Below are 23,116 nucleotides of genomic sequence, written 5' to 3'. Positions count from 1 at the left end.
CCTTTTGTCTTTCTACTTTTTACTTGGCAACAGCATCGTTGATTCGATTTCTTCTCGGACTTGTTTGCTGACGTAGCTACGGTTCATGCACTCGACAAGGAGGCGATTGGCTTCGTAATATTGATTGAGAAGTTCTACTTGCTCATTAGTAAATTGCCAGTCGTGACCAATATTGCGGCGATCAATACATACCTGGCGCAATTCATTTTTCCATTCCTCTCCATAATTTTTCCACCAAGCATAGACATTTTCTCGGTTGTTAGGAATCTTAGACTTAAGTGCTAGCAGGGCTTGTCGCAATACATCATCATTCAGAGCTGAAGTGAGGTGGCTGGCGTGGTCGAAGTCGAGGATGAGGGCGCGGTCGAGGATGAGGTCGAGGTCTCGGTCGAGATCAACCTTGTAGACGAGGAAGAGGTCGCGTCCGAAGACGAGACCTCTTCCGAGATCGAGATCTTGGGCGAGGTCGCGCGCGCGCGCGAGGTCGCGGGCTTCAACGTATGCATAAAAAGCTCTAACTGCCACAGCTTTATAGCTAAATTCCACAGAATTTGTCTTTTGATCTGTCCATTCTAGAAATGCTTGTAACTTCTCATCATCTGCTAACATTCCATCAATGCGATCCTTCATTAACTGCAAAAAGTTATCTGATCGCCACAACATTTCCGCAGTCAAATAAAACACCTCTTTCCATCTTGGATTAAGAATATTCTGCACCAATATTTCCAATTGCTGACCACGCTCAATAGCCTTTGCTGCAAAATATTCCTGAAAAGTCAAATGGGAAAAAGAATAAATATTTCTTGCCCTCTCCACTAACAACCCATGATGATGCTCGATCGCCTTTAGCACCACCTCACTATCAATCCGCAACGCATCAGGATCGGCGGAAGCTTCAGGGAGATTGCAGATATAGTCCTTAATCTGGCGTTGCAAATCCTCTTGCCGAAAGAAATATTCGCCATTCACAAAGGTATTAAAGGCAATCTGTCCCAGCATATCCTCCTTGTTTTGTGGCGACAGATGTTTATAAATTATCTCCCGTTCGATATTCCGCTTCGCATCCCACTTTTTCATCAATACTTCCAGACCTTCCTTATACAGTTCCGATCGCTTCAGCGGGAAGTCGTTACGCTCACCAAACACCAAACCCAACAGCGTCAGTAACAAAGGACTTTTAGCCAATTCCTTAACAGGTTCATTCCCCTTCAACTTCTCTAACATCCGTTCCGCCTTTGACTCATCTCTCTCCCGAAACCAATTATTCACAAATGTTTCAATCTGTCCATCATCAAAATCTGCAACCTCAACTTCCGTAAACCTCTCAAACTGATATTCTCGCGCCGCAATCCGACAGGTAATCGCAAAGCGATTTTTTAGCCAATCCCGCGAAAATTGATCGATATCCTGCTTAACGCGCCGATCATCCTCTTTCTTCACCTCATCCAATCCATCCAACAGGATCAAGGCTTTACCGTTATCTAGTAACTGTTTCGCGACATCCTGTGATACCTTACGCTTGGCAAATTCCGTCAAAATATAATTCTCTAGCGATGGCTGTCCCCTCTCCTCCGCATAAGCCTTCAGCGTCACAAAGATCGGTACAAGTTCCCCATGAAACCTCCCCGCAAGGCAAGACATCGCCAAATATTTCATAAACGTGGTTTTCCCTGCCCCTGGTTTACCCAAAACTACCAACTTTTGAAATTCTTCAACCGCCTCAAATCCCTTTACCCGTTCTTTAATCGTCCCCACTAAAAAGCGATCAAAATGCTCACGGGTACATACCTCCATCACCTCGTCATACCCAATCCGCCGCCGCCCAGTCACATCCTTAATGATATTCACATCGGTATAAATCCGATCCAGATCGACAGGTTGCGTCATATCCAACACCCGCATCGTTCCACAGCGATCGGTCACATCCGCCGCGATTTTTTGCTTCACCTCTTGGACTAGGCGATCAAGATCGTCACCACGCTTGTCATTGTCAGCTTCTTCACTCCGTATTTCTTGCCAATCAAGGTAAAGAAAATCACAAAGCCGATCAAAATTTTCTTTGTTGATCGCCTCGCCTCTAAATAAAACTGTAATAACAGATCTCGAAATCCCCAAAGCCTCAGCGAGAGCCTTTTGTGTAAAACCACCTTGCTTCATCGCCGATTTAATCTGCTTGATACCTGCCTCAGAAGCTCGTAGCGATCTAGACATTGCTAATCCTCAAACATCTAAAAACTATTTTGGCATTTTTCTAAAGTCACACAAAAATTTAGTTGCGAAAAACAAGATTAGGCAAGCACAGGTAACCTCTAAAGTCCCAGATCTCCGACTTTTTCTGTGCTACCTAAAAGAATCTGCAAGTTGATAGAAAAAGTCGGAGATCTCCAATCTCTACATTTTTAAGTTTACTTTTGCCACAAACCCACGCAAGTTACTCAAGTCACGCAAAGTCATTCAAGCAAGCATCTAATAGCGTTGGCATAGTTTATTTCGGAGCAAAAAATTATGTCTGACTCAAAGCAAGTTAAAAATCAAAAACGAGTCCAATCTCAAGTCATTCTTGCTACAAACACTATTGTGAGGCTGAGGAAATTTGTGAGATTGGCAAATAAGGTAAGGAAGCTTGTTGACAAACTTCACAGAAGCACAGATCTCCATAATCAAAAGACAGAAACTCAACAGAAACAAGTGAATGAGTTTGAGTGGTCGGAAACCTCCTCTAATTTGTCTACCTCAGAGCAACAACAAGTCACAACTCAAGAGATCGCCCCAGCTAATCATGCCTACCCAATCATCCCTCCTAACTTTGCCCATGATCCAAGCCTATCAACAATTTTTACACTTACATTTTTGATTCGCGTAATTCGCAATCTCCGCGATCGCCCATCCTCAGACAAAAAGTAAAAGGTCAAAACCTTAGAGCAAGTACTCCCTGACTACTTGCTCTAAAACTAACTTTTGCAAGATGAATAGCGCATACCAAGGTTTTCTCAGATGCGGCTGATAACTTCTCCACCCGTTGATACAAAGCACTATCAATTACACTAATTGATCAGGACTTTTGTAATACCAACTTTGTCATGACTAGATATCCAGCAGAACAACCGATTGAGAAACCCTTACCCCCCGGAGACATGGGCTTACCAATTTTGGGACAGACTCTGCAATTTCTTTTCGATCGCAACTTTCCCGCCAAGCAATATGCCAAATATGGCGCAATATCCAAAACAAACCTGCTCGGTAGACCAACGGTCATGATGATTGGTTCTGAGGCTGCCGAATGTGTCCTATCTAGTCAGATGGAATGTTTCTCTTGGAAAGAAGGATGGCCCGACAACTTCAAAATGCTGCTCGGAGAATCCCTATTCTTGCAAGATGGCGAAGAACATCGGCGCAACCGTCGGCTCATGATGCCCGCATTTCATGGACAAGCCCTGAATGGCTACATCTCAACTATGGATGAGATCACCCAGCGCTATCTAGATAAATGGACAGAAAAGGGAGAATTTACTTGGTTTAATGAATTCAAAAAACTCACCTTTGAGATTGCCAGTCAGCTTTTAATTGGTTCCAAAGCTGGAGATGAGGTAGAAGTAGAAAGACTTAGCCAACTATTTACCACCTTAACCAATGGTTTATTTGTGATTTTGCCTCTAAAGCTGCCATTTACCACCTTAGGCAAGGCTATCAAGGCACGCGATCGCCTTTTGCAACACCTTACGAAAGTCGTCAAAGAACGCCAACAACATCCCACCCATGATGTATTGAGTATGCTAATCCAAGCCCAAGACGAAGATGGTAGCCGCTTTAGTCTAGAAGAACTCAAAGCTCAAGCCATGCTGATGCTCTTTGCAGGGCATGAAACCACCACCTCAATGCTCACTTGGTTTTGCCTCGAATTAGGTCGTCATCCTCAAGTATTAGAACAGGCTCGCCAAGAACAAATTGCCTTAGCCCAAACAGGAGAACTAAATCTAGAGCAAATTGGGAAAATGACCTATCTAGATCAAATTCTCCAAGAAATAGAACGCTTGCATCCTCCCGTTGGTGGCGGTTTTCGTGGTGTCGTCAAACCCTTTGAGTTTAATGGCTATCACATTCCCAAAGGTTGGCTAGCACTCTATTCGATTATCATTACCCACAAACAACCAGATATCTATCCCAATCCCGATCAGTTCGATCCCGATCGCTTTAGTCCTGATCGCCAAGAACATAAACAAAAACCCTTTAGCTTGATTGGCTTTGGTGGCGGCGCACGCATTTGCATCGGTATTGCCTTTGCCAAGCTAGAAATGAAGATTATTGCTTCCCATCTCCTGCGCCGCTATCACTGGGAAATCTTGCCGGACCAAAATCTCGAACCATTCCCAATTCCCACACTCCGCCCCAAAGATGGACTCAAAGTAAAGTTTAGACCTCTATAAAATGCTGTGCGACGCTTTGCGCCGCACAGATGTTTATATTATTCACGTAATTTTGGAATCTGTCCTTTTTTGAGAATATCAATCACTGCCGTATGCCGCTTGAGATCATTTTGCACTTGCTCGTAAATGCTGCGATCGCTACCTTTGATTCCAATCACACCATACAGGCGCACATTACCCACTCGACCTTTGAGCGCATGTTCTCCAAAATCAACTACATCAATCTCATCCTTGACAATCTCATACAAAGCCCCCGTAATTACAATATCCGTACCAAGTTCCTTAGTCATCCCTTCCACTCGACTTGCCACATTCACCGTATCCCCAATTACAGCATATTCAAGGCGGCGTGTAGAGCCAATATTACCAACGGTAACTTCGCCATAATTAATACCAATACCATTGGAGAAAGGAATTTTGTTTTCTGATTGCCAGACTTTGCGAAGTTCCATTAGTGCCAATCGCATATTCAGGGCAGCATGGATCGCATTCATCGCATCCGCCTTCTCCCCTCGCGAAACTGGCGAACCAAACTCCGCCATAATCGCATCACCAATGAATTTATCAATTGTGCCTTGATACTCCAAAATGGCATCCACCATGCCACCAAGATAAGTGTTTAATTGCTGAATCAAAAATTTAGCAGGTAGACGGCTAGAAAGGGTCGTAAATCCGCGAATATCAGAAAAGAGAACTGCCGCTTTAATCGTGCGACCTTCTAAGAGATCTCGAAAACCTTCAGGCTGATGGACAATCTCTTCGACAATTGGAGCAGCGACATAACGCTCTAGGGTGCGTCGCAGCAAAAGTTTATCAATCTGATCGGCGATGGAACCTGTGGCAAGCAGGGCAACTCCATTTAAACCGATCGCGATCGCAGGCAATGCCACAGGTAAGATTGTACTGCTATAAATAAAGCTGACATAGCCAATTCCAATCCAAGCGATCATAATCCCGAAGGCAGTTAAGATCTGGATACTTGGACGTTTGAGCCAGCAGAGGATGCCCCCTGAAATGCCCACTAGCAAAAAGATAAATATAGCTTGCTGTAGAGGTGTGGGCAACAATTCCGCCATACTTTTACCCTGCATGAGCGTTGCGATCGCATTAGCATGGATTTCAACTCCCGCCATTCTCCCCATTGCCGAGTTTTGGATATCCTGTTTTGATGCTGCCGTAGCCCCAATCAAGACAATCTTATCTTTAAAGAACTTACCTCCCTGAAGCTGTTCACTATTCCAATTATAAGGATCAACAACATAATAAAAGGGAATCTGCTGCTGAGCATTCACCCATGTATTAGCTCCTCCCATAAAATAGATTCCATCTCCCTTGGGTTTAGGATAACTAATTTTGGCAACATCCAGAATAGCGGATGCAAAGGTAGGAACTATCGGCAAACCACTATCAGGAGGTGCTTGCACACCTAAGCGATGAATGTTACCTGTCACTTCTGGGCGAAAATTAATCAGCCCCAATGTATTGGGTTTGATCTGGAAAATTGATTCAGGAGAAGCGAGTTGTAAAATATTTGCTTCGCCAATTTGGGTAAATTCATAACTAGCTGCAAATACTGCCTTTTCGCCATAGGTTGTAATTGCCTTTTGGAGCTTATCGTCATCGGCAATTCCATGATCCCCCGGAGTCACAAATAAAATATCAAAGGCAACGACCTTTGCCCCTGCCTTGACTAACTTCTCTAATACTTGAGCATAGACCACCCGCTTCCAAGTCGTAGTACGGAATGGTTCTAAAAAAGGGCGAGTTTTTGGGTCATAAAATTCACCTTGGCGCAAAGACAAATCATCGATCGCTAAAATCACAATGTCCTTAGGAGGAGCGATCGGACCACGCCAATTAAAAAAGGTGGATTGAGTTTGTCGTTCAAGGTTTTTTACTTCATTGAGACCCAAACCTGTCGCGATCGCACTTAAACTGGCGATCGTCATCACCAACCCATAGCCAATAAACTTGGGACTTAACAAAGCTTTTAATCGCCTTTTGAAGTTGGACAGCATGATCACCTCTCCCAAAAATTTAGTAATATAACGAGCGTCTTTGAAAACTCAAATTTGATGCGGTAGATTTCATGCGCCAAACAAATTTAGGTCTTATTTAATCTACATTTGTAATTTACAATCCTAACTTGCAAATTTTAAAGCTAGATTTGTATTAGTTCACAGGTTTTTAGTTAGGATGGGCGGCGCAATGCGCCGCCCATCCTAACTAAAAACTCATATTTTAAAATATTAGGCAATATGCCCCATCCTATTTATCTGACGAAATCTGATCTCAAGACTGCTCGCAGTTGCTCAACTAAACTCTATTACAAGAAGTTGGGCTATCCAACAGTTGATCGTGTAGATCCATATACCAGAATATTAGCGGATGGGAATTTCATCATCAGTAAGATTGCCCACCTTCTCTATCCTGAAGGCATTTATATTTCTGCAAATCTCAACTCCGATGAAAGCATTGCCAATGCTGCCCAAGAAACGATCGCCTATTTACAACAGGAGCATATCGTTCTCTTTGAGCCTGTTCTCTATGCAGCCCATAAACTCGCCCGTGCCGATATTCTGGTCAAACATGGCGATCGCATCGAGATTATTGAAATTAGAGCCAAGGGGTTTGATAGTGCTGCCCATGAAGACCTGATTAAATATCGCAATCTCTCGCTCTTTCGCAACAAACGTACTGGCAAAGTCGGTGGTGAATGGAGATATATCATTGAAGATATCGCCTATCAAGTAGGCATTTTGCAGGAAATGCTGGCAGAACATTTACCCAGTGTAGATATGCAGATTTCCCCCTATCTGCTGGTTCCTGACAGAGCCAAGACGACACAAATTGATCACCTCGCTTCCTATTTCCAAATTCAGCGTTTATCGACCCATCGCAATTCCTTTTCCAAATTTAATGGCATTGCGGTCAATTTTACGGGAGATCTTCAAGAAATCTATAATGATCAGTTGCTTACCAAAGTTAACATCGAAACGGAAGTATCTGAATTAATCTCACCAACGATCGCCTCCGCCCACAAATATATCGACTACCTGATCGAGCAATCCCCCGAACTCTTTGCACCGATCAGCAAAAGCTGCAAAGGCTGTGAATATCGAGCTAGCGATCGCGATCCCCGTGATGGATTCAAGGAATGTTGGGGCGATCTAGCGGATGTCGAAAACCATGTATTAGAACTCTATCAAATGGGTAGAATTGGTGGTCATGAAACACCGTTAGTCAATGAAATGATTCAGCAAAAGAAGGTGAGCATGTTTGATGTTCCCTTAGAAGAATTGAATGACTATACCTACAGCTATCGACAACTAATTCAAATTGAATATACGCAAAAAAATAAAGAATGGATCTCCGAGCATCTTCCCCAGATCGTCAAACAGATTGAATACCCAATTCACTTTATTGACTTTGAAACCTCCCGCATGGCAATTCCCTATCGGGCAGGTATGCGACCCTATGAGCAAGTTGCCTTTCAATGGAGTTGTCACACAATTCCTGCACCAGATGCGGAGCCAATTCAAACGGAATGGCTCGATCTCAACAACATTTTCCCGAATTTTCAATTTGCCGAATCACTGATGGAATGTCTGGGCGATCGCGGCACAATTTTGACATGGGCAACCCACGAAAACAGCGTCCTGCGGGATATTTATTATCAGATGCAAACCTATGACTACCATAATCCTCAACTGCAAACATGGTTGGCGAATACTGCCAAGCTTGGCAATAAGGGTAAATCCCATTTAGTGGATATGAATGCCCTCACTCTCAAACATTACTTCCATCCCTTAATGAAAGGACGCACCTCCTTAAAATGTGTATTACCTGCGGTTTGGAAAACTAATCCCTATCTCCACGAAATTCCTTATTTCCAAGAATATTATCGCGAAGTTGATGGCGAAATTTTTAGTCCCTATGATGTGTTACCACAGTTGCAAATTGGCGATCGCATCCAAGTTGTCAATGAAGGGGCGGGGGCAATGCTTGCCTATCAGGACTTAATGTATGGTGAGTTGCGGGATCTCGATGATCCATCCGTGCGATCGCAATGGAAGGAATTGCTGTATCAATATTGCCGACTAGATACGATGGCAATGGTAATCATCTGGACTCATTGGCAAAATCTATGCCACAAGATGAAAAATTTATAAATATAGCTAATATTTCTGTACCGCACGCTACGCGGGCGGTGCAGAAATATGGGTTTTAAGTTTACTTATACTTGACTGCTTTTAGCCAGTAATTTTAAAACCTAATAGAGAGTTGTGGTGCAAAGCACCACAACTCTCTATTAGGTTTTTATGTCGTGATTTGAGTAACTACAGCTATATATTTTATATATTTAAACTAACTGACATTAATTGCCATTAATTTCAATTAATATGGGTAGTCTGTTTTAACTAAATCATGTTAAAGGCGCTGCAATGAAGAAAGTTCGATTTTGGATAGTCATTTGCCTCAGTTTTTTACTTATTTTGATTTTTCAACCATTACTCGAAAGACTTTCTCCCGTTGCAGCACAGGTTTCTCAGATCACCAATGTGCCTGTACCTAATCAAGGACAGCCCGAACTTCAACCCTTTGATGAAGCTATCAAAGACCACGAAAAGTTACAAGGACTATTCACTCTTTACCGTCATCCAGAAACAGGTAAGGTCTTAGCAGAAATTAGACCCGATCAACTGGATCGCAATTTTTTGGCAGTGATGACCCTTGAATCAGGACTGGGCGAGCGCGGCATTTATCGTGGTATTCCTCTCAATGACTTGATGTTCAACTTTCGGCGACTGAAAAACAATTTACAATTTGTCATTCCTAATACCAACTTTCGCACGCAAATGGGCGATCCACAGGAGCGATCGCTCAGCCAATCCTTTAGCGATTCCATTTTGATATCGCTGCCGATCCATAGTATTCATCCTAAAAGCAAATCCCTATTAATTGATATCGATCCCCTAATCTTGAGTGATGCTTTAACCAACTTAAATAAAACCCTATCTAATCGACTGGGTGCGCCTTTTATGGCAGATCCTAACAAATCCTATCTCAGCAATGCTCAAACATTTCCTCAAAACATTGAAATAGAATCTGTATTTGGCTTTGCAGGAACAACATTGCCAAAATCAGACTTCAGCCTTCCCGACCTCACTACTGTGCCTGATAGCAATGCCTTTACCCTCAAAGTTCGCTATAGCTTTTCACAACTTCCCGCTCAAAATGCCTATCGTCCTCGCCTTGCCGATGAGCGGGTTGGCTACTTTGTCACCGCCTATCAAGACCTATCCAAGAAATCAGCGAAAACGCCCTTTGTCCGCTATATCAATCGTTGGCATTTAGAAAAGCAAAATCCTAATGAGCAGATTTCTCCACCAAAACAGCCGATTACCTTTTGGATTGAGAATACAGTTCCTCTAGAATATCGGAATGCCGTGAGAGAAGGCGCATTGATGTGGAATAGTGCCTTTGAAAAAATTGGATTTAAAGATGCGATCGTCGTCAAACAGATGCCCGATCGCGCTGATTGGGACCCTGCCGATATCCGCTATAACACGATTCGCTGGTTTAATTCTGTAGATGCCTTCTTTGCGATGGGTCCATCACGGGTGAACCCTCTCACGGGTCAAATTTTGGATGCCGATATTATCATCGATAGTAATTTGATTCGCTCCATTAAACAGGATTATGGAAATATTGCTCAACAAAATCATTGGCAAAATATGCCTTTTCTCTCGCTTTTAACGGGAGATTCCCATTTATGTAGTTATGGCATGAATGCCCGTCGGTTGCAGTATGACAAGCTTGCCATTCTCAAAAAACAGGCGATCGCCCTATCTACGGATGCTCCAGTCCGCAATGACAATCTATTTATGTCTAGTGCCAGTGACCTATGCTATGGCATGGAGGCAGTGGCTCAGTTTAAATTAGGAGCAATGTCTCTATCCCTCTTTGATAACGTGTTGCCCAGTAGCGATCGCATGAAGGAATATATCAACCAATTTGTGCGTGAAGTAACTGCCCATGAAGTCGGTCACACCCTCGGTTTACGGCATAATTTTCATGGTAGTGGGATGCTCTCTCCCGATGAGCTAAACAACCCTGAAATCACCCGCAAAAGAGGTTTATCAGCCTCGGTCATGGACTACAATGGCGTGAATCTTGCCCCACAGGGAGTAAAACAAGGTGAATTCTTTACGAGCAAAGTCGGAGCCTATGATGAATGGGCGATCGCCTATGGCTATACTCCCATCAATGCGATCGTGCCTTCAGGAGAACTAAAAGAATTAACCAAAATTGCCAGTCTTGCTGCCAAGCCAGAACTCGCCTATGCCACTGATGAGGATGAATCTGCTGGACTTGATCCCCTTACCCAAGCTCACGATTTGAGCAATGATTTAGTTACCTATGCTCAGTGGCAGTTTGATAATGCGCGGATGATGTGGAATCGCATCGAAAAACGCTACCCTGGTCAAGGTGCGAGTTTCGATGATACAAAAACTGCTTTCAATCAAGTTTTTAGATATTACGCCGCTAATCTCTATTCGTTAGTTCCCTATGTTGGTGGTCAAGCTTTTAATCGTTATCGCTCTGGCGATGCCATTGGGAGATTGCCCTTTGAACCATTGCCCGTGACGAAACAGAGAGAAGCACTAGCAGCAATTCAAAAAAATCTGTTTGCAGCAGATGCCCTCAGCTTTTCACCAAATCTGCTCAATAAATTGGCTCCTTCTCGTTGGAATCATTGGGGCGATTCTCCCGATGAGTTTTCCCTCGATTATCCAATTCACCGCCGCATTTTGTCCTTACAAACTTTTGTCTTAAGTGATTTACTCTCTTCAAATCGTTTGCAAAGATTGCGTGATACAGAACTCAAAACCAATGCTGGGGATGCCCTCACCCTTCCTGAGCTATTTGAGAATTTGCAGCAAGGGATTTGGACAGAAATTCTCGCCCCCACTAATGATCTCACTCAAATCTCTAGTTTGCGCCGATCGCTTCAGCGTCAACATATGAATTTGTTAGTCAATCTGGCGTTACGCAATCGGTTCAGCATGGATAAGATCGATAACTTTTTAGATTTGGTCGTTGGTATCCGCACGATCAATCCACCCGAAGATGCCAGAACACTAGCATGGTATCAACTCCGCCAACTACGCGATCGCCTTGCCAATGTTTTACGCGATCGCAGTGACAAACTCGACACTTACACCAAAGCCCATCTCGAAGAGACAAGTGATCGAATTACCAAAGCGATCGACGCAAAATTACAAGCTCAATAATTATTGATCTAAATAGGTAAGGCGACGCTTCGCGTCGCCTTACCTATTTAGATTTTTATGGAGCTGTTTTGGATAAAAGATCTCCCAAATGGTTAGAATCAAAGGCATATTATTAAGTTATATAAATATGCAATTTATAAACAGCACAACAGCCAGTAAATATTGGCGATCGCTTACCCAGATATTTTTGATTTGTGTAATTTGTATTGGCATCACCTTTGCCAATACCTTTGTGCCAAATGTATCGTCAGCTAACGAACTTTCCTCAAGCCAAATCATCGATCGCTTTGAATCTATCAAAAATAAAATGGCAAAACTCCGCTTTTGCTACAACGAGAGCTGCTTCTATCGCAATGTCACCAGTAAAATCATTCCACCCAGCGACAAAAATCCCCATTACACAGCCGAAATTTCGGCTGCCGTAGAGCGCCCATCCTCTAGTCCAGACTTGGCAGATTATCACTTTGTCTATGCCAATGATCGCTGGCAATTAGTCAAGGGTGAAGAATTTACCGATGTTGCTGACTATGTATTTATTGGCGATCGCTACGAAATTTATAGCGTTCACAATAGCCATACCCTAAGCGGTAATTTGGACAAAGCTAAGGAAGATGGCGGTATCAAGTCAGGATATTTACCCCTTTATTATGAAGTTCTAGATCACGGCAATGAACGGTTGAATTAATTCTCATAGCAGCGCTAAGTGTTCCGTAGTTAGAGCCTATGCCGCCCGTTTACGGACGACATAGGCTCTTTTATATACAGGTTTAAAGTAACGTCAGTTCGACGAAGGCGAAAAATGGTAAGAATCGCTAAGCGATTTTTACCATTTTTCGCCATTTGCGCGGCGCGAAGCGCCGCGCAAATGGGGTTATCGAACTCACGTTAAAGTAGTACAGAGAAATTTTTGAAAGCGTGACTTCTCCACGCTTTCAAAAATTTCTCTGGTTTTCAAGTCAGCGTAAAGCGCTGTATTGGGAACTAATTAACTCATAGTGGAGTCGAAGCAGCTTGCACCCCGTCTCAATTTTTTGGATAGCAATTTTTTGGGATAGCGATCGCAAATTATGACCAGAAGAGAATTACAACCCTTGGTGTTGTAATTCTCTTCTGAACGCCAGTTATAATAATCGCTATAATTGGGTAAATTCTGGAAAACGTATTATTGAGGTTTAAGATGGTTGCCAAGCCAGTTGTTCATCATATCCTCTTAGGAATTACGATTAGCGCGATCGCTCCGATTATTTCGATTATATTTACTAATTCTGAGGCGATCGCTGAGGAAGATATCAATATTCCACAGCAGCTAGTTGAACCAAGTCTTTGGTGGAAGTCACAACGCCTTGAGGAAGGATGGGTAGAAAAAATCACGATTGATCCCGCCACAAAACAAGCGATCGTGAAGATCAATACAACTAGATGGGCAACATCGGATTATCTAACAAGATTTAGTTTCCTATTTAAGCTAGGTACTGAGGCACAAAAGCAGAACTTTAATGTGCTGCTCCACAATCGCCGCGATCAGAAACTAGCAGAATATAGCACTCAGGAAGAACGTTGGCGGATTGATCCCACATCCTTAGGTGCAGAACCATTTCGGATCAATACCCCCACAATTTTCCAGCAACAGTTTTGATTTTCGTAAGTGATCGCCACTTTATAGAGATACAGATAAAATCTTGAAAGCCTTACTTTGCAAGACTTTCAAGATTTTATCTGTATCCTATATCCTGACTCAGCTCTTACCTAAATTAATTCCAAAGATCGCATTGAGGCGATCGCGTACCCATGATAATGCGGCATGTTGAGATCTTTGCAATTCTTCTTCGTTGAGTAAGCCGAGACTAATCAAAATCTGCTGCCGCTCCGATAATTTCAACGCGATTTGCTCGCCTAACTCCTTATGTTCGCTGAGGAGTTTTTGTAATTGCTGACGTTCGACTACAAATAGAACTGTATCCGATGATAGGGCGCGAACACTAGCTGTTCGAGGTGTACCAGTTAATAAGGCGATTTCACCAAAAAACTCTCCCTCGCCTAATGTCGCGATCGCCTGATTATTCCGCTCTGAGAAAACTTCTACGGCTCCAGACAGAATAATATAAAACTCTTCGCTGGGGTCATTTTCTTGACAAATCACTTCACTAATATCAAATTGTTTGCGATACCCCCTTGCGATTAAGGCAAATAGTTCTACTTCCGTACAGCGTTCAAAGTAAGATATTTTCCGCAATAAATCATGGAGGCTTCTTGTATTGATCCCAGTAGATGGAGATACATCAAGAGGATTTGTAACTGCTATTGTTGATTGATTTGGTGTGAGCCGTAATTTGGGTTTACGAGAAAGATTGGGAGAAGAAATATCGTGAATTAATTCAGGGTTGCGAATTACAATTTCTCTAGTTGGTAACGGAATTTGGATACCTCTTTCGCGAATTTCGTAGGCAATCCGAAAGTTAAGCGAGCTACGGATTGCTTCATGGTTGTCAGGATGATCGATCCAGACTAACAGTTCAAATTCGAGGGCTTCACGATTAAACTTGAGAAATCGGACTTCTGACGGTGGTGACTGTAATACATGAGGTTCGTGGCGAGATGCGGTGAGTAAGGCTTCTGTTAAAACTAGTAGATCGGTATCTAAGGCTACGGTAATTGGAATATGGATGCGACAAGTATGTCCTGCATAGCTCCAGTTAACGGTGTTATGCTCAATTAAGCGTTGATTGGGAACGATTACGAACAGATCATCATCGGTGCGGAGAATTGTGGAGCGAATGGATATTTTTTCGATAGTACCTTTCAGCTCACCAATTTCAATATAATCGCCAACCTTGAGAGTTTGCTCAAATAGTAATACTACGCCACTGATAAAATTACTGGAAAGATTTTGGAGACCAAAGCCAATTCCGATCCCGATGACTCCCGCAATTACGGCTAGAGAACTAAGGTTAACGCCAGCCGTTTGTAAAATGATTGTGCAGCTAAGGGTAATCAGTAAGTATTTAATAAATACAGTAATGGCTTCCTGTAGCCCCCGATTGATCCGCAGTTTTCTAAGTAGCGATCGCCTGAGAGTTTCACTAATTAGCTTTGATATAAAAAATGCCAAGACAAGCAGTCCTAGCAAAATGGCGATCGAGGCGATCGAAAATTTAGTTCCTCCAATATCTAAAACTTGGGCTGTGAAGATATCATGCAGTTTTTCTAATAAAACATCCATTGCCGCTTAACTCTCCACAACACAATCAAAAAAAATGATAGCGCGTAAATATGGGCGGCGCTTTGCGCCACCTATACTTACCACAATTTTTGTAAGGCTTTTTTGATCTACTTCTGTATTGTATAAACTACTGTCGCAGTTGCGTTGGGAATTTGTGATGTTTTGAGTTTGGCATTGATTTTGCCTAATCCACCCGAAGTACCAATCCAGACTTCGCGATCGCTAATGAGTAAATTGAGAACAGAACTATTGGGAAGATTATTGATAAACGAGGTAATTTCGCCATTGTAAGTATTGGCAAGGACTAGCCCATCTCTCATGCCAATCCACAACTCGCCAGTTTTATCACTTGCTAGAGCGACGATATCTCTACCTGTGACGGGATTAACTCGGGCGATCGCCTTATTGGTTTTGGGATTAATTTCGATCACATTGCGGGGTGTACCTGCCCATATTTTCCCTGACGGATCAACAGCCAGAGCTTGCACAATTTGTCCAGATACAAAGGGAATCCTTGCTGTAATTTTCGCTGTTCCGGGATTGAGTTTAAACAGTCCATCTAATGTACCAACCCAAATATTGCCAGCATGATCGACCTGCATCACATTAGCGGCTGTCCCTGGAATATTGGGCATTCGCGCATAGGTTTCAGCATTATAGGGACTGATACGGGTAATGCCTTGATCGGTTCCCACCCAAATAAAACCTGCGCGATCCATCGCTAAGCTCAAAATGCGACTAGAGGATAGCTGAATCGCAATATTTTCAATTTTGCCTGAGTTGGGGCTGATCTGATATAAGCCTGAAGTTGTACCAACCCAAAAATAGCCTCGGTTATCCTCCAATAAAGCAGTGACGGTAGAATTTGGTAAAGATATAGAGGAGATCGCTCGACCTGTGCGCGGATCTAGTTGAATCAAACCTTGCCAAGTTCCCACCCAAAAGCGATCGCGACTATCAATTAAGGTGGCACTAATGCGACCATCGAAACTTGATGATGGTCTATTTGCAATCGGAGAATTTACCCTTGTAGATGGTGAGAGTAAATTTCCTTGCTTCACTAGCTCATTGTTAGTACTTTTGATATTTATGGCTTGAGCGTTGTTAGTACTGCTATAACTCAGGGCTAACCAGCTAGCTATGTTTACTGCTAAAGCTAAGCCTATTTTGGTGATCGCATTTGAGACATTTAATTTTGGCGTTTTTGGGGCTGCAAACATCTTGACCATTATCTCTAGACGCTGTTTAAACTCTTTTAAGCGTCAGATGGTAACACAAGAGATTGCGATCGCTACATCAAAATTACTAGAAATTACAAGAAATAATCATTTTATGTTGGTTGCCCCACAAATTAGAAAAGGGGCGCATTGCGCCCCTTTTCTAATTCTTAGGTTTGGGAGCAACAGGTGGTGGCTCAGGGGCAGGAATTTCAGGCTGCACGGGCTGTGGTGGTGGCTCTAGAGGTGCAGGTTGTGGCGCAGGTTCTACAGGTTTGGGCGAAGGATTAGTTGTGATTGGGGTCGGTTGGGGATTGCTAGGAGTCGGTGACGCAGGTGCAGTAGTTGTCGTCGGTGTTGGATCATTATTGGGTTTAGCAGTGGTTGCAGGTTCTGCTGGTTTCGTTGCTGTAGAGTCTTCACGTCTGCGATCATAAGTCTCTTCTCGGCGATCGCTATTAGCTGTACCCGAAGTGTAAGTAGGCTTGGACTTAGGCTCACTAGGCTTATTTGGTAAGTCAGATCGTCGGAATTGGATTGTGCTTGCTTCTTTGACCGTTGCCGTAACGCCAAATTCGGAGGTGATTTGGGGCAGACTAGCAAGCTGAGTGCTAAATCCAAAAATCAGAGCATTATTAGCAATCCGCTTATCAATACCTTCCTTATCAATACGTTTGGGGGTAGTTGCCTTACCATCGGCTTTGATTCTAATTTCCTCTCCTTTGCCAATGGTTACTATTTCCGATGTACTTTTTAGTAAGACTGTCACAGTGCCATCGAGGGCAATAAGACGACGATCTTCCGCAGCCTTAGCGGGGATTTCTAGATATAGAGTTCCATCATTGCTAGAAATTTCGCCAAAGGAGGTTTTGATTTGGGCAGGAGCTTTGCTATCTTTGGCAGCCCATGCTACCAAACGTCCTGAATCAAACTCCACTTGGTTTTGCGGTTTGATGGTGAGGTTAGCACTCCCACCAATGCGAATAATGGCTCCACTTTTTAAAGTTACTTGTGCGGTTGAGGAGTCTTCGGTGCTGACACTTTCGTTGACTTTGAGCGGTACACCAACAGTTGCAGGTCTTGCGGATGTAGAGTTAATATACTTAACCCTTACTGGATAGCTGCGAATTTCGCTAATTTCGGCGATCGCTTCGGTCGGTAAAGCTTCAGAGCTAAAGGGCTTAGCGGGCTGACTGATCGTACAACTAGGCAGCGTTGTGGCTGTTAGAAATAAGACCAGAAGAGGCACATAATGTCTACAAAAGTGCCTAGAGATTTTAAGTAACTGCCATCGCTGCATCGTAAATTTTTTGTAGAGTCTACAAAGCCAGTTTTTTCGCTATACTAGGAAGTCTGGTTAAAACCGTAAATCCTAATGTATCTATATTAGGTCTAACATTGTTGTTTGACCATAGTTAGCCGCAATTCTCATTATTATCTATGAGGGATTGTACCTAAGGCACACCCCCCATAGATGTAAATCTATCTTTAAACGAGTAAGAGTCAAAAGCACATGGCAAAGAGTAATTTGCAGGTCATGCTGACCAAAAATGTTACAAAATTAGGTAAACTTGGCGATTTAGTAGCTGTAAAGCCTGGTTATGCTCAAAATTTCCTCATACCTCAAGGTTTAGCTATTCGTGCAACCGCAGGTGTTGTTAAAGAAGTTGAAAGACGCAAAGAAGTTGAGCGTCAACGTTTAATCGCTATTCGTCAGGAAGCTGAAAGCCGTAAGACCGCTCTCGCAACCATTGGCGGCTTTATTATTAAGAAAAAAGTTGGCGAAGGTAATGCAATTTTCGGTACTGTAACCGATCGCGAAGTTGCTCAATTGATCACCGCTAAGTCGATGTTAGAAATCGATCACCGCGACATTACAATTCCTGAAATTAATCAAACAGGTACTTACGATGTGTCGATCAAGCTTCATGCTGAAGTTACTGCAACGATCAAAGTTCAAGTCGTTCCTGAATAATTTAGTTGCAAAGATGCGGCGCTTTGCGCCGCCTTATTTAATAAAACAAGGGGCTGAAGCCCCTTGTTTATTTTTTTGCATTTTTTTGCCTTATTTGGGCTAGTTCGATCGCTAAAGCGATCGCTTCAATCGTACTCGCAGGATCGGCGATTCCCTTACCTGCTATATCAAAGGCAGTACCATGATCGGGAGATGTCCGCACAAAGGGTAAACCAATCGTGGTATTCACTGCCCGATCAAAGGCTAAAAGTTTGACAGGAATTAAACCTTGGTCGTGATACATAGCAAGATAGGCATCGTAGCCAAGTCCGACCCGATCGCGATCGCGCCAAGCTTTGACAGGGTTAACCCACATGGTGTCGGGCGGGATCGGATTAGTAATTTGGACGTTGGGGTGCTGTTGGCGATAGCGATCAATTAATGGTTGCAGCCAGTCGCGTTCCTCGATCCCCAATTGTCCCTGCTCGCCGCTATGGGGATTGATCCCCGCGATCGCAATGCGCGGATGGGTGATCCCAAAGTCCTGTAATAGCGATCGGCGCAATAATTCTAATTTCTGCTCGATCAGTTCAGGTGTAAGCTGTTTGGTCACTTCGCCCAAAGGGATATGTACCGTTGCTAATAGCGCTCGCAATACCCAGTCCGTATGGGGTGATTTGCCAACAAATAGCATCCCAAAATCATCGATGTGACTACGTTCAGCCAATAACTCAGTTTGCCCCGCATAGTCATGTCCTGCTTGCTTCCATGCTGATTTGGCAATTGGTGCGGTGACGATCGCATCGAATTTTCCCAGCAGAGTTTGGGCGATCGCGGCATCAAGATAAGCAAAACTTGCTGCCCCACTTTCACGATTGCCAACACCTAGAGAAATTTCGCCATCGGTGCAAATATCCATAATCTCTAAATGATTGGGATCGGCGATCGCCCTATGATGATCTTTTAAGTTTTTTAATAATTTATAGGTTTCCAACAGATATCGGCAATCGCCAAACACTGTGAACTCAGCATCTAGGGCAAGTAAATTGTGATCGGCAAGAGATTTTAGAATGATTTCCGTTCCAATTCCTGCGGGATCACCTATAGTGAGAGCTATTCGGGGTTTAGATTTCCAAGATGAATGCCGCAGAATGTTCACTTAAGTAATTCTCCAAAAATTTAGTACACACGATAAGATCGTAATTCGCTGTTAGCCCTCTTGACCACCACCAACAATGTCTGTTGATATTTCCTTAGAAACACTCTGGAATCAAGTCCTTGAACTTCTTGAAAGCCAACTTAGCCGCCCTACATATGAAGGATGGATCAAGACTGTTGTGGCTGATGAGCTGACATCTGATCGCTTGACGATTCGCACGCCATCACTTTTTGCTAAAAATTGGTTGCATAAATATTATTTTCAAAACATTACCGATGCTGTCACCGAAATTTTAGGCTATCCCGTCGAGGTCTATATTGTCGCCGATCCCAGTGGTGCGCCCCCCAGTGGTCAGCCCGATGATGAGGTAACCGAGGGGGAAGGCAATCAAGAGAGCCTCTTGGAAACGGCGATCGCTACCGAAACCGTGCAGGCGATGGCAGCATCAATTCCTACTACCAAGGTACAAAGCGATCCGCAGATTGAGAGTAGCCATAGCTCGCCACGCCATAATAATCTCAATCCTAAGTACAATTTCAATCGCTTTGTGGTTGGTTCTACCAATCGCATGGCTCATGCCGCCGCCTTAGCTGTATCTGAGTCCCCCGGACGCGAATTTAATCCCTTATTTCTCTGCGGCGGTGTGGGCTTAGGTAAAACTCATCTCATGCAAGCGATCGCCCATTACCATCTGGAAATCGAACCGAGGGCAAGGATTGCCTATGTGTCCACAGAGCAATTCACTAATGATCTGATTGCCGCGATTCGCAAGGATAGTATGCAGAGATTTCGGGAGTTATACCGCGAGATCGATATGCTGATCGTCGATGATATTCAATTCATTGAGGGCAAGGAATATACCCAAGAGGAGTTTTTCCATACTTTTAACACTCTCTATGAAGCGGGTAAACAAATTGTGCTGGCAAGCGATCGCCCACCTGCTCAAATACCCCGTTTACAAGAGCGCCTATGTTCGCGCTTCTCGATGGGATTAATTGCCGACATTCAGGTTCCTGATTTAGAAACCCGTATGGCAATTTTGCAGAAAAAAGCCGAATACGACAATCTTAAAATTCCTGCTGATGTACTGCATTACATTGCAGCTAGCTATACCTCCAACATTCGTGAATTGGAGGGAGCCTTAGTGCGAACCGTTGCCTATATTTCCATTTCAGGCTTACCAATGACGGTAGAAAATGTCGCACCCGTTCTCAATCCTCCCAAGGAACCTGTGGAAGTCTCCGCCGAGATGGTTTTGAGTGTGGTGACGGAAATGCTAAATATCGATTTAGCCGATCTCTTAGGCAATTCCCGTCGCCGTGAAATCAGCCAAGCGCGTCAATATGTAATGTACTTAATGCGCCAACATACCAATCTCAGTCTTCCCAAAATCGGTGAAGCCGTTGGTGGTAAAGACCATACAACGGTGATGTATAGCTGCGAAAAGGTCGCCCAACTACAATCTACCGATGGCGATATTGCTCAGCTATTAAGACAGTTAAGCGATCGCATTTACTTCATAGCCCAATCTAAAAATTAATATGTCTTCTCTCCCCGTCGGCTTTCCCGCACCCACACCTCACGGCATCATCGAAGTAAAGCAATATCCTGCCTATCGCTCAGGGACATATACCTATGAGGGCAATTTGAGTGAAGCAACTGGTTATGCTTTCAATCCACTATTTCGGCATATCAGTAGTAACAATATTGCGATGACAACACCTGTGGAAGCTCGTTATCCCAGTGAGACTATCGATCAGCCAGTGCAAAGGGGTAAAGCGAAGGTGTCTTTCTTGTACAACAATAATGGCATTAGTCCTCAGCAAATATCATCAGATATTCAAGTGGAAGATCATCCACTGATGTTAGTTGTGAGTTTGGGATTGCAGGGAGCCTATGGCTATGAGAGCTATCAAGGACATATCGCCAAGTTAAAGGAATGGCTAGCCAAGCATCCTGAATATGCGATCGCAGGGGAACCAAGGGAATTTCTCTATGATTCTCCCTATACACCAGCCCCCCTCAAGCGGCGCGAAGTCCAAATCCCCATTCGTTCTATTTAATATTACGCCAGTTCGACGAAAGCGGAAAATGGTAAAAATCGCTAAGCGATTTTTACCATTTTCCGTCATTTGCGCGGCGCGCCGCGCCGCGCAAATGGCATTATCGAACTCACTTTAATATTGAGGCTATGCACCGCATAGAAAAGAGTTGCAAGGCAACTCTTTTCTTTTAGCGGACATATTTTAGGCTTTCGGTATTCTTGAAGAAGAAATCAGTAAAGAGACTAATAACCGTGCGATCGCGGATTTTAATATTGGCAGTTAAAGACATCCCCGACTGCAAATTAATTTTCCTATTCTCATTGATTTTGATGGCTTGTTTCTCAATCTGAACTTTGGCAGGAAATCGATAGGTCGGATTAGCTTGATCGGGAGGAAGCGCATCGGAACCAATCCAAACGAGTTTGCCTTTAATATCACCAAATTCGCTAAAAGGGAAAGAATCTAACCGCACATCAACGGGCATTCCTTCTCTAACAAAGCCTATATCTTGGTTAGTGATAAATATTTTGGCAACCAATTGATCGTCGGGAACTATTTTAAGAACACTTTCAGAAGCGTTAGTATTCGCCACATAGCCTAGCCCTGCTTTTAGCTCAAAAACCGTGCCTGAAACAGGAGCGCGTAACTCTTGATATTTTAGGGTGACAGCCGCTTGGCTGATCTGCCCCTCAACTTCGGCAAGACGTTTGCTGTTATCGACTAAGGCCTTAGTAAGCTGACTATCGATTTCGGCAATTCGTTTGGTATTGTCAGCAATTTGCACTGTCAATTCTTTGCGAGTAGTGTCAAAGGTGTTATTAAGTCGCGATCGCCCTTCTGCGATCGCTGCCCTAAGACGCATTTCTTCCTGTTGCAGTTGACGGATTTCTGACTCAGTATTCTTAACTTCTTCCTGTTGTTTGAGATACTGAATCCGTGCGATTGCCCCCTCATCAAAGGCGCTTTTAATGCCATCAAGAATCCTTTTATTGATCGCTAGAGATTCTTGCCGACCAAGCCGTTTCGTTTGAGTTTGGTTAAGCTGTTCAATCGTTTGTAAGATACTCGCCTCCGCCGCTTGCGATCGCGAACTTAGTTCCGATTGATTCGCTCTGAGTCGATCCCTCTGATCGCCCGAAAGATCGGCTCCACCACCATTAAGCTGCATTCGATAGAGTTGTGATTCCGAAACAAGCGCCTCACGGTTACGGGCTAATGCTAATAGTTCGGCAGGGACAGCTACAGCTTTTTTAGTGGTAATTGGTGCGCGATCGCCATTGAGAACAGATCGATAAAACTGATTTTCTTCTTGGAGGTTCTGGCGCAGTTTCTGCAAGGATTCAAGCTGAGCTTTTGCCGCAGTGGCATCAATGCGTAATAGGACTTGCCCCTCAACGACCCGTTCGCCATCCTTAACCAAAATTTCCTTAAGTACACCACTGGCAGGCGCTTTGACTTCTTTGACCGTCCCCTGTGGTTCTAACTTGCCTTGGGCTGGTACTGACTCTTCGATTTTCGCGATCGAAGCCCAAATTAGTCCAAAGGTAACAGAACCTAGCAGAGTCCATAAAATTGCCTGAGTCCATTTTGGTGATTGACGTAGGACTAGGGGCTGATCAAAAGCCTGAGCTTTAGTCTCAGAAGCCTTGCCCTCGTTGTCTTCATTAGATCCGTCAGATTGGAGACGATTGGCTTCTGGACTCGAACCGTTATTTACAGCTTTCACATTTACATCAGTCATAATCACTTCACCTGTATCTACTAAAACCTATTTAAGAATTCTTATGGTGCTTTGTGGT

The 23,116-nt window shown here is 43.6% G+C and carries 16 protein-coding genes; 9 read left to right on the top strand and 7 right to left on the bottom strand.

Features of this window, described 5'->3' with window-relative positions; translation table 11 throughout:
• Positions 1-12: 12 nt before the first annotated feature.
• The gene (locus NMG48_RS14180) at positions 13-2,211 is read right to left on the bottom strand and encodes an NACHT domain-containing protein (protein WP_271252166.1); all 2,199 of its coding nucleotides are present in this window, start codon (positions 2,209-2,211) and stop codon (positions 13-15) included.
• A 294-nt stretch (positions 2,212-2,505) separates the two neighbouring features.
• Between NMG48_RS14180 and NMG48_RS14175 the strand changes: the two genes are divergently transcribed.
• Positions 2,506-2,904 (top strand): hypothetical protein, encoded by a 399-nt coding sequence (locus NMG48_RS14175; protein ID WP_271252165.1) that lies wholly within the window; start codon positions 2,506-2,508, stop codon positions 2,902-2,904.
• A gap of 176 nt (positions 2,905-3,080) precedes the next feature.
• Entirely contained in the window at positions 3,081-4,424 is a 1,344-nt protein-coding gene (locus NMG48_RS14170; RefSeq protein WP_271252164.1) for a cytochrome P450, read from the top strand.
• A gap of 38 nt (positions 4,425-4,462) precedes the next feature.
• On the opposite strand, the gene NMG48_RS14165 is transcribed toward NMG48_RS14170, so the two are convergent.
• On the bottom strand, positions 4,463-6,442 hold the full coding sequence (locus NMG48_RS14165) for a CHASE2 domain-containing protein (protein WP_271252163.1): 1,980 nt from the start codon (positions 6,440-6,442) through the stop codon (positions 4,463-4,465).
• A 240-nt stretch (positions 6,443-6,682) separates the two neighbouring features.
• On the opposite strand from NMG48_RS14165, the gene NMG48_RS14160 reads away from it, so the two are divergent.
• The 4 genes from NMG48_RS14160 (at position 6,683) to NMG48_RS14145 (ending at position 13,358) form a co-directional block, all read left to right on the top strand.
• Positions 6,683-8,596, top strand: coding sequence for a DUF2779 domain-containing protein (locus tag NMG48_RS14160; RefSeq protein ID WP_271252162.1), 1,914 nt, complete (start codon positions 6,683-6,685; stop codon positions 8,594-8,596).
• Positions 8,597-8,869: 273 nt separating this feature from the next.
• Positions 8,870-11,722 carry a zinc-dependent metalloprotease gene (locus NMG48_RS14155; protein WP_271252161.1) on the top strand — a complete coding sequence of 951 codons (2,853 nt, stop codon included), beginning with the start codon at positions 8,870-8,872 and terminating at the stop codon, positions 11,720-11,722.
• A 127-nt stretch (positions 11,723-11,849) separates the two neighbouring features.
• Positions 11,850-12,407 (top strand): hypothetical protein, encoded by a 558-nt coding sequence (locus NMG48_RS14150; RefSeq protein WP_271252160.1) that lies wholly within the window; start codon positions 11,850-11,852, stop codon positions 12,405-12,407.
• 492 nt (positions 12,408-12,899) lie between these two features.
• On the top strand, positions 12,900-13,358 hold the full coding sequence (locus tag NMG48_RS14145; RefSeq protein WP_271252159.1) for a hypothetical protein: 459 nt from the start codon (positions 12,900-12,902) through the stop codon (positions 13,356-13,358).
• A 99-nt stretch (positions 13,359-13,457) separates the two neighbouring features.
• Here the strand turns inward: NMG48_RS14145 and NMG48_RS14140 are convergent, their stop codons facing one another.
• The 3 genes from NMG48_RS14140 to NMG48_RS14130 all read right to left on the bottom strand — a co-directional run bounded on the left by NMG48_RS14140 (position 13,458) and on the right by NMG48_RS14130 (position 17,408).
• On the bottom strand, positions 13,458-14,942 hold the full coding sequence (locus tag NMG48_RS14140) for a cyclic nucleotide-binding domain-containing protein (RefSeq protein ID WP_271252158.1): 1,485 nt from the start codon (positions 14,940-14,942) through the stop codon (positions 13,458-13,460).
• Positions 14,943-15,049: 107 nt separating this feature from the next.
• Positions 15,050-16,162, bottom strand: a complete 1,113-nt coding sequence (locus NMG48_RS14135; protein WP_271252157.1) for a ligand-binding sensor domain-containing protein — start codon at positions 16,160-16,162, stop codon at positions 15,050-15,052.
• A 160-nt stretch (positions 16,163-16,322) separates the two neighbouring features.
• The gene (locus NMG48_RS14130; RefSeq protein WP_271252156.1) at positions 16,323-17,408 is read right to left on the bottom strand and encodes a FecR domain-containing protein; all 1,086 of its coding nucleotides are present in this window, start codon (positions 17,406-17,408) and stop codon (positions 16,323-16,325) included.
• Between the two features lie 264 nt (positions 17,409-17,672).
• Between NMG48_RS14130 and rplI the strand changes: the two genes are divergently transcribed.
• Complete coding sequence (rplI, locus tag NMG48_RS14125; protein WP_271252155.1) at positions 17,673-18,134, top strand: 50S ribosomal protein L9; 462 nt, start codon at positions 17,673-17,675, stop codon at positions 18,132-18,134.
• Between the two features lie 67 nt (positions 18,135-18,201).
• Here rplI and pdxA read toward each other — a convergent pair whose 3' ends face one another.
• The gene (gene pdxA, locus NMG48_RS14120; protein WP_271252154.1) at positions 18,202-19,272 is read right to left on the bottom strand and encodes a 4-hydroxythreonine-4-phosphate dehydrogenase PdxA; all 1,071 of its coding nucleotides are present in this window, start codon (positions 19,270-19,272) and stop codon (positions 18,202-18,204) included.
• A gap of 76 nt (positions 19,273-19,348) precedes the next feature.
• Here pdxA and dnaA point away from each other — a divergent pair, with 76 nt between their 5' ends.
• Positions 19,349-20,812 (top strand): chromosomal replication initiator protein DnaA, encoded by a 1,464-nt coding sequence (dnaA, locus tag NMG48_RS14115; protein WP_271252153.1) that lies wholly within the window; start codon positions 19,349-19,351, stop codon positions 20,810-20,812.
• 1 nt (position 20,813) lies between these two features.
• On the top strand, positions 20,814-21,335 hold the full coding sequence (locus tag NMG48_RS14110; protein WP_271252152.1) for a heme-binding protein: 522 nt from the start codon (positions 20,814-20,816) through the stop codon (positions 21,333-21,335).
• Positions 21,336-21,504: 169 nt separating this feature from the next.
• Here NMG48_RS14110 and NMG48_RS14105 read toward each other — a convergent pair whose 3' ends face one another.
• On the bottom strand, positions 21,505-23,058 hold the full coding sequence (locus NMG48_RS14105; RefSeq protein WP_271252151.1) for an HlyD family efflux transporter periplasmic adaptor subunit: 1,554 nt from the start codon (positions 23,056-23,058) through the stop codon (positions 21,505-21,507).
• Between the last annotated feature and the right edge of the window lie 58 nt (positions 23,059-23,116).

Source organism: Pseudanabaena sp. Chao 1811 (assembly GCF_027942295.1).
In the GTDB taxonomy this organism is placed as follows: domain Bacteria; phylum Cyanobacteriota; class Cyanobacteriia; order Pseudanabaenales; family Pseudanabaenaceae; genus Pseudanabaena.
This window is presented reverse-complemented; position numbering and strand designations above follow the sequence as displayed.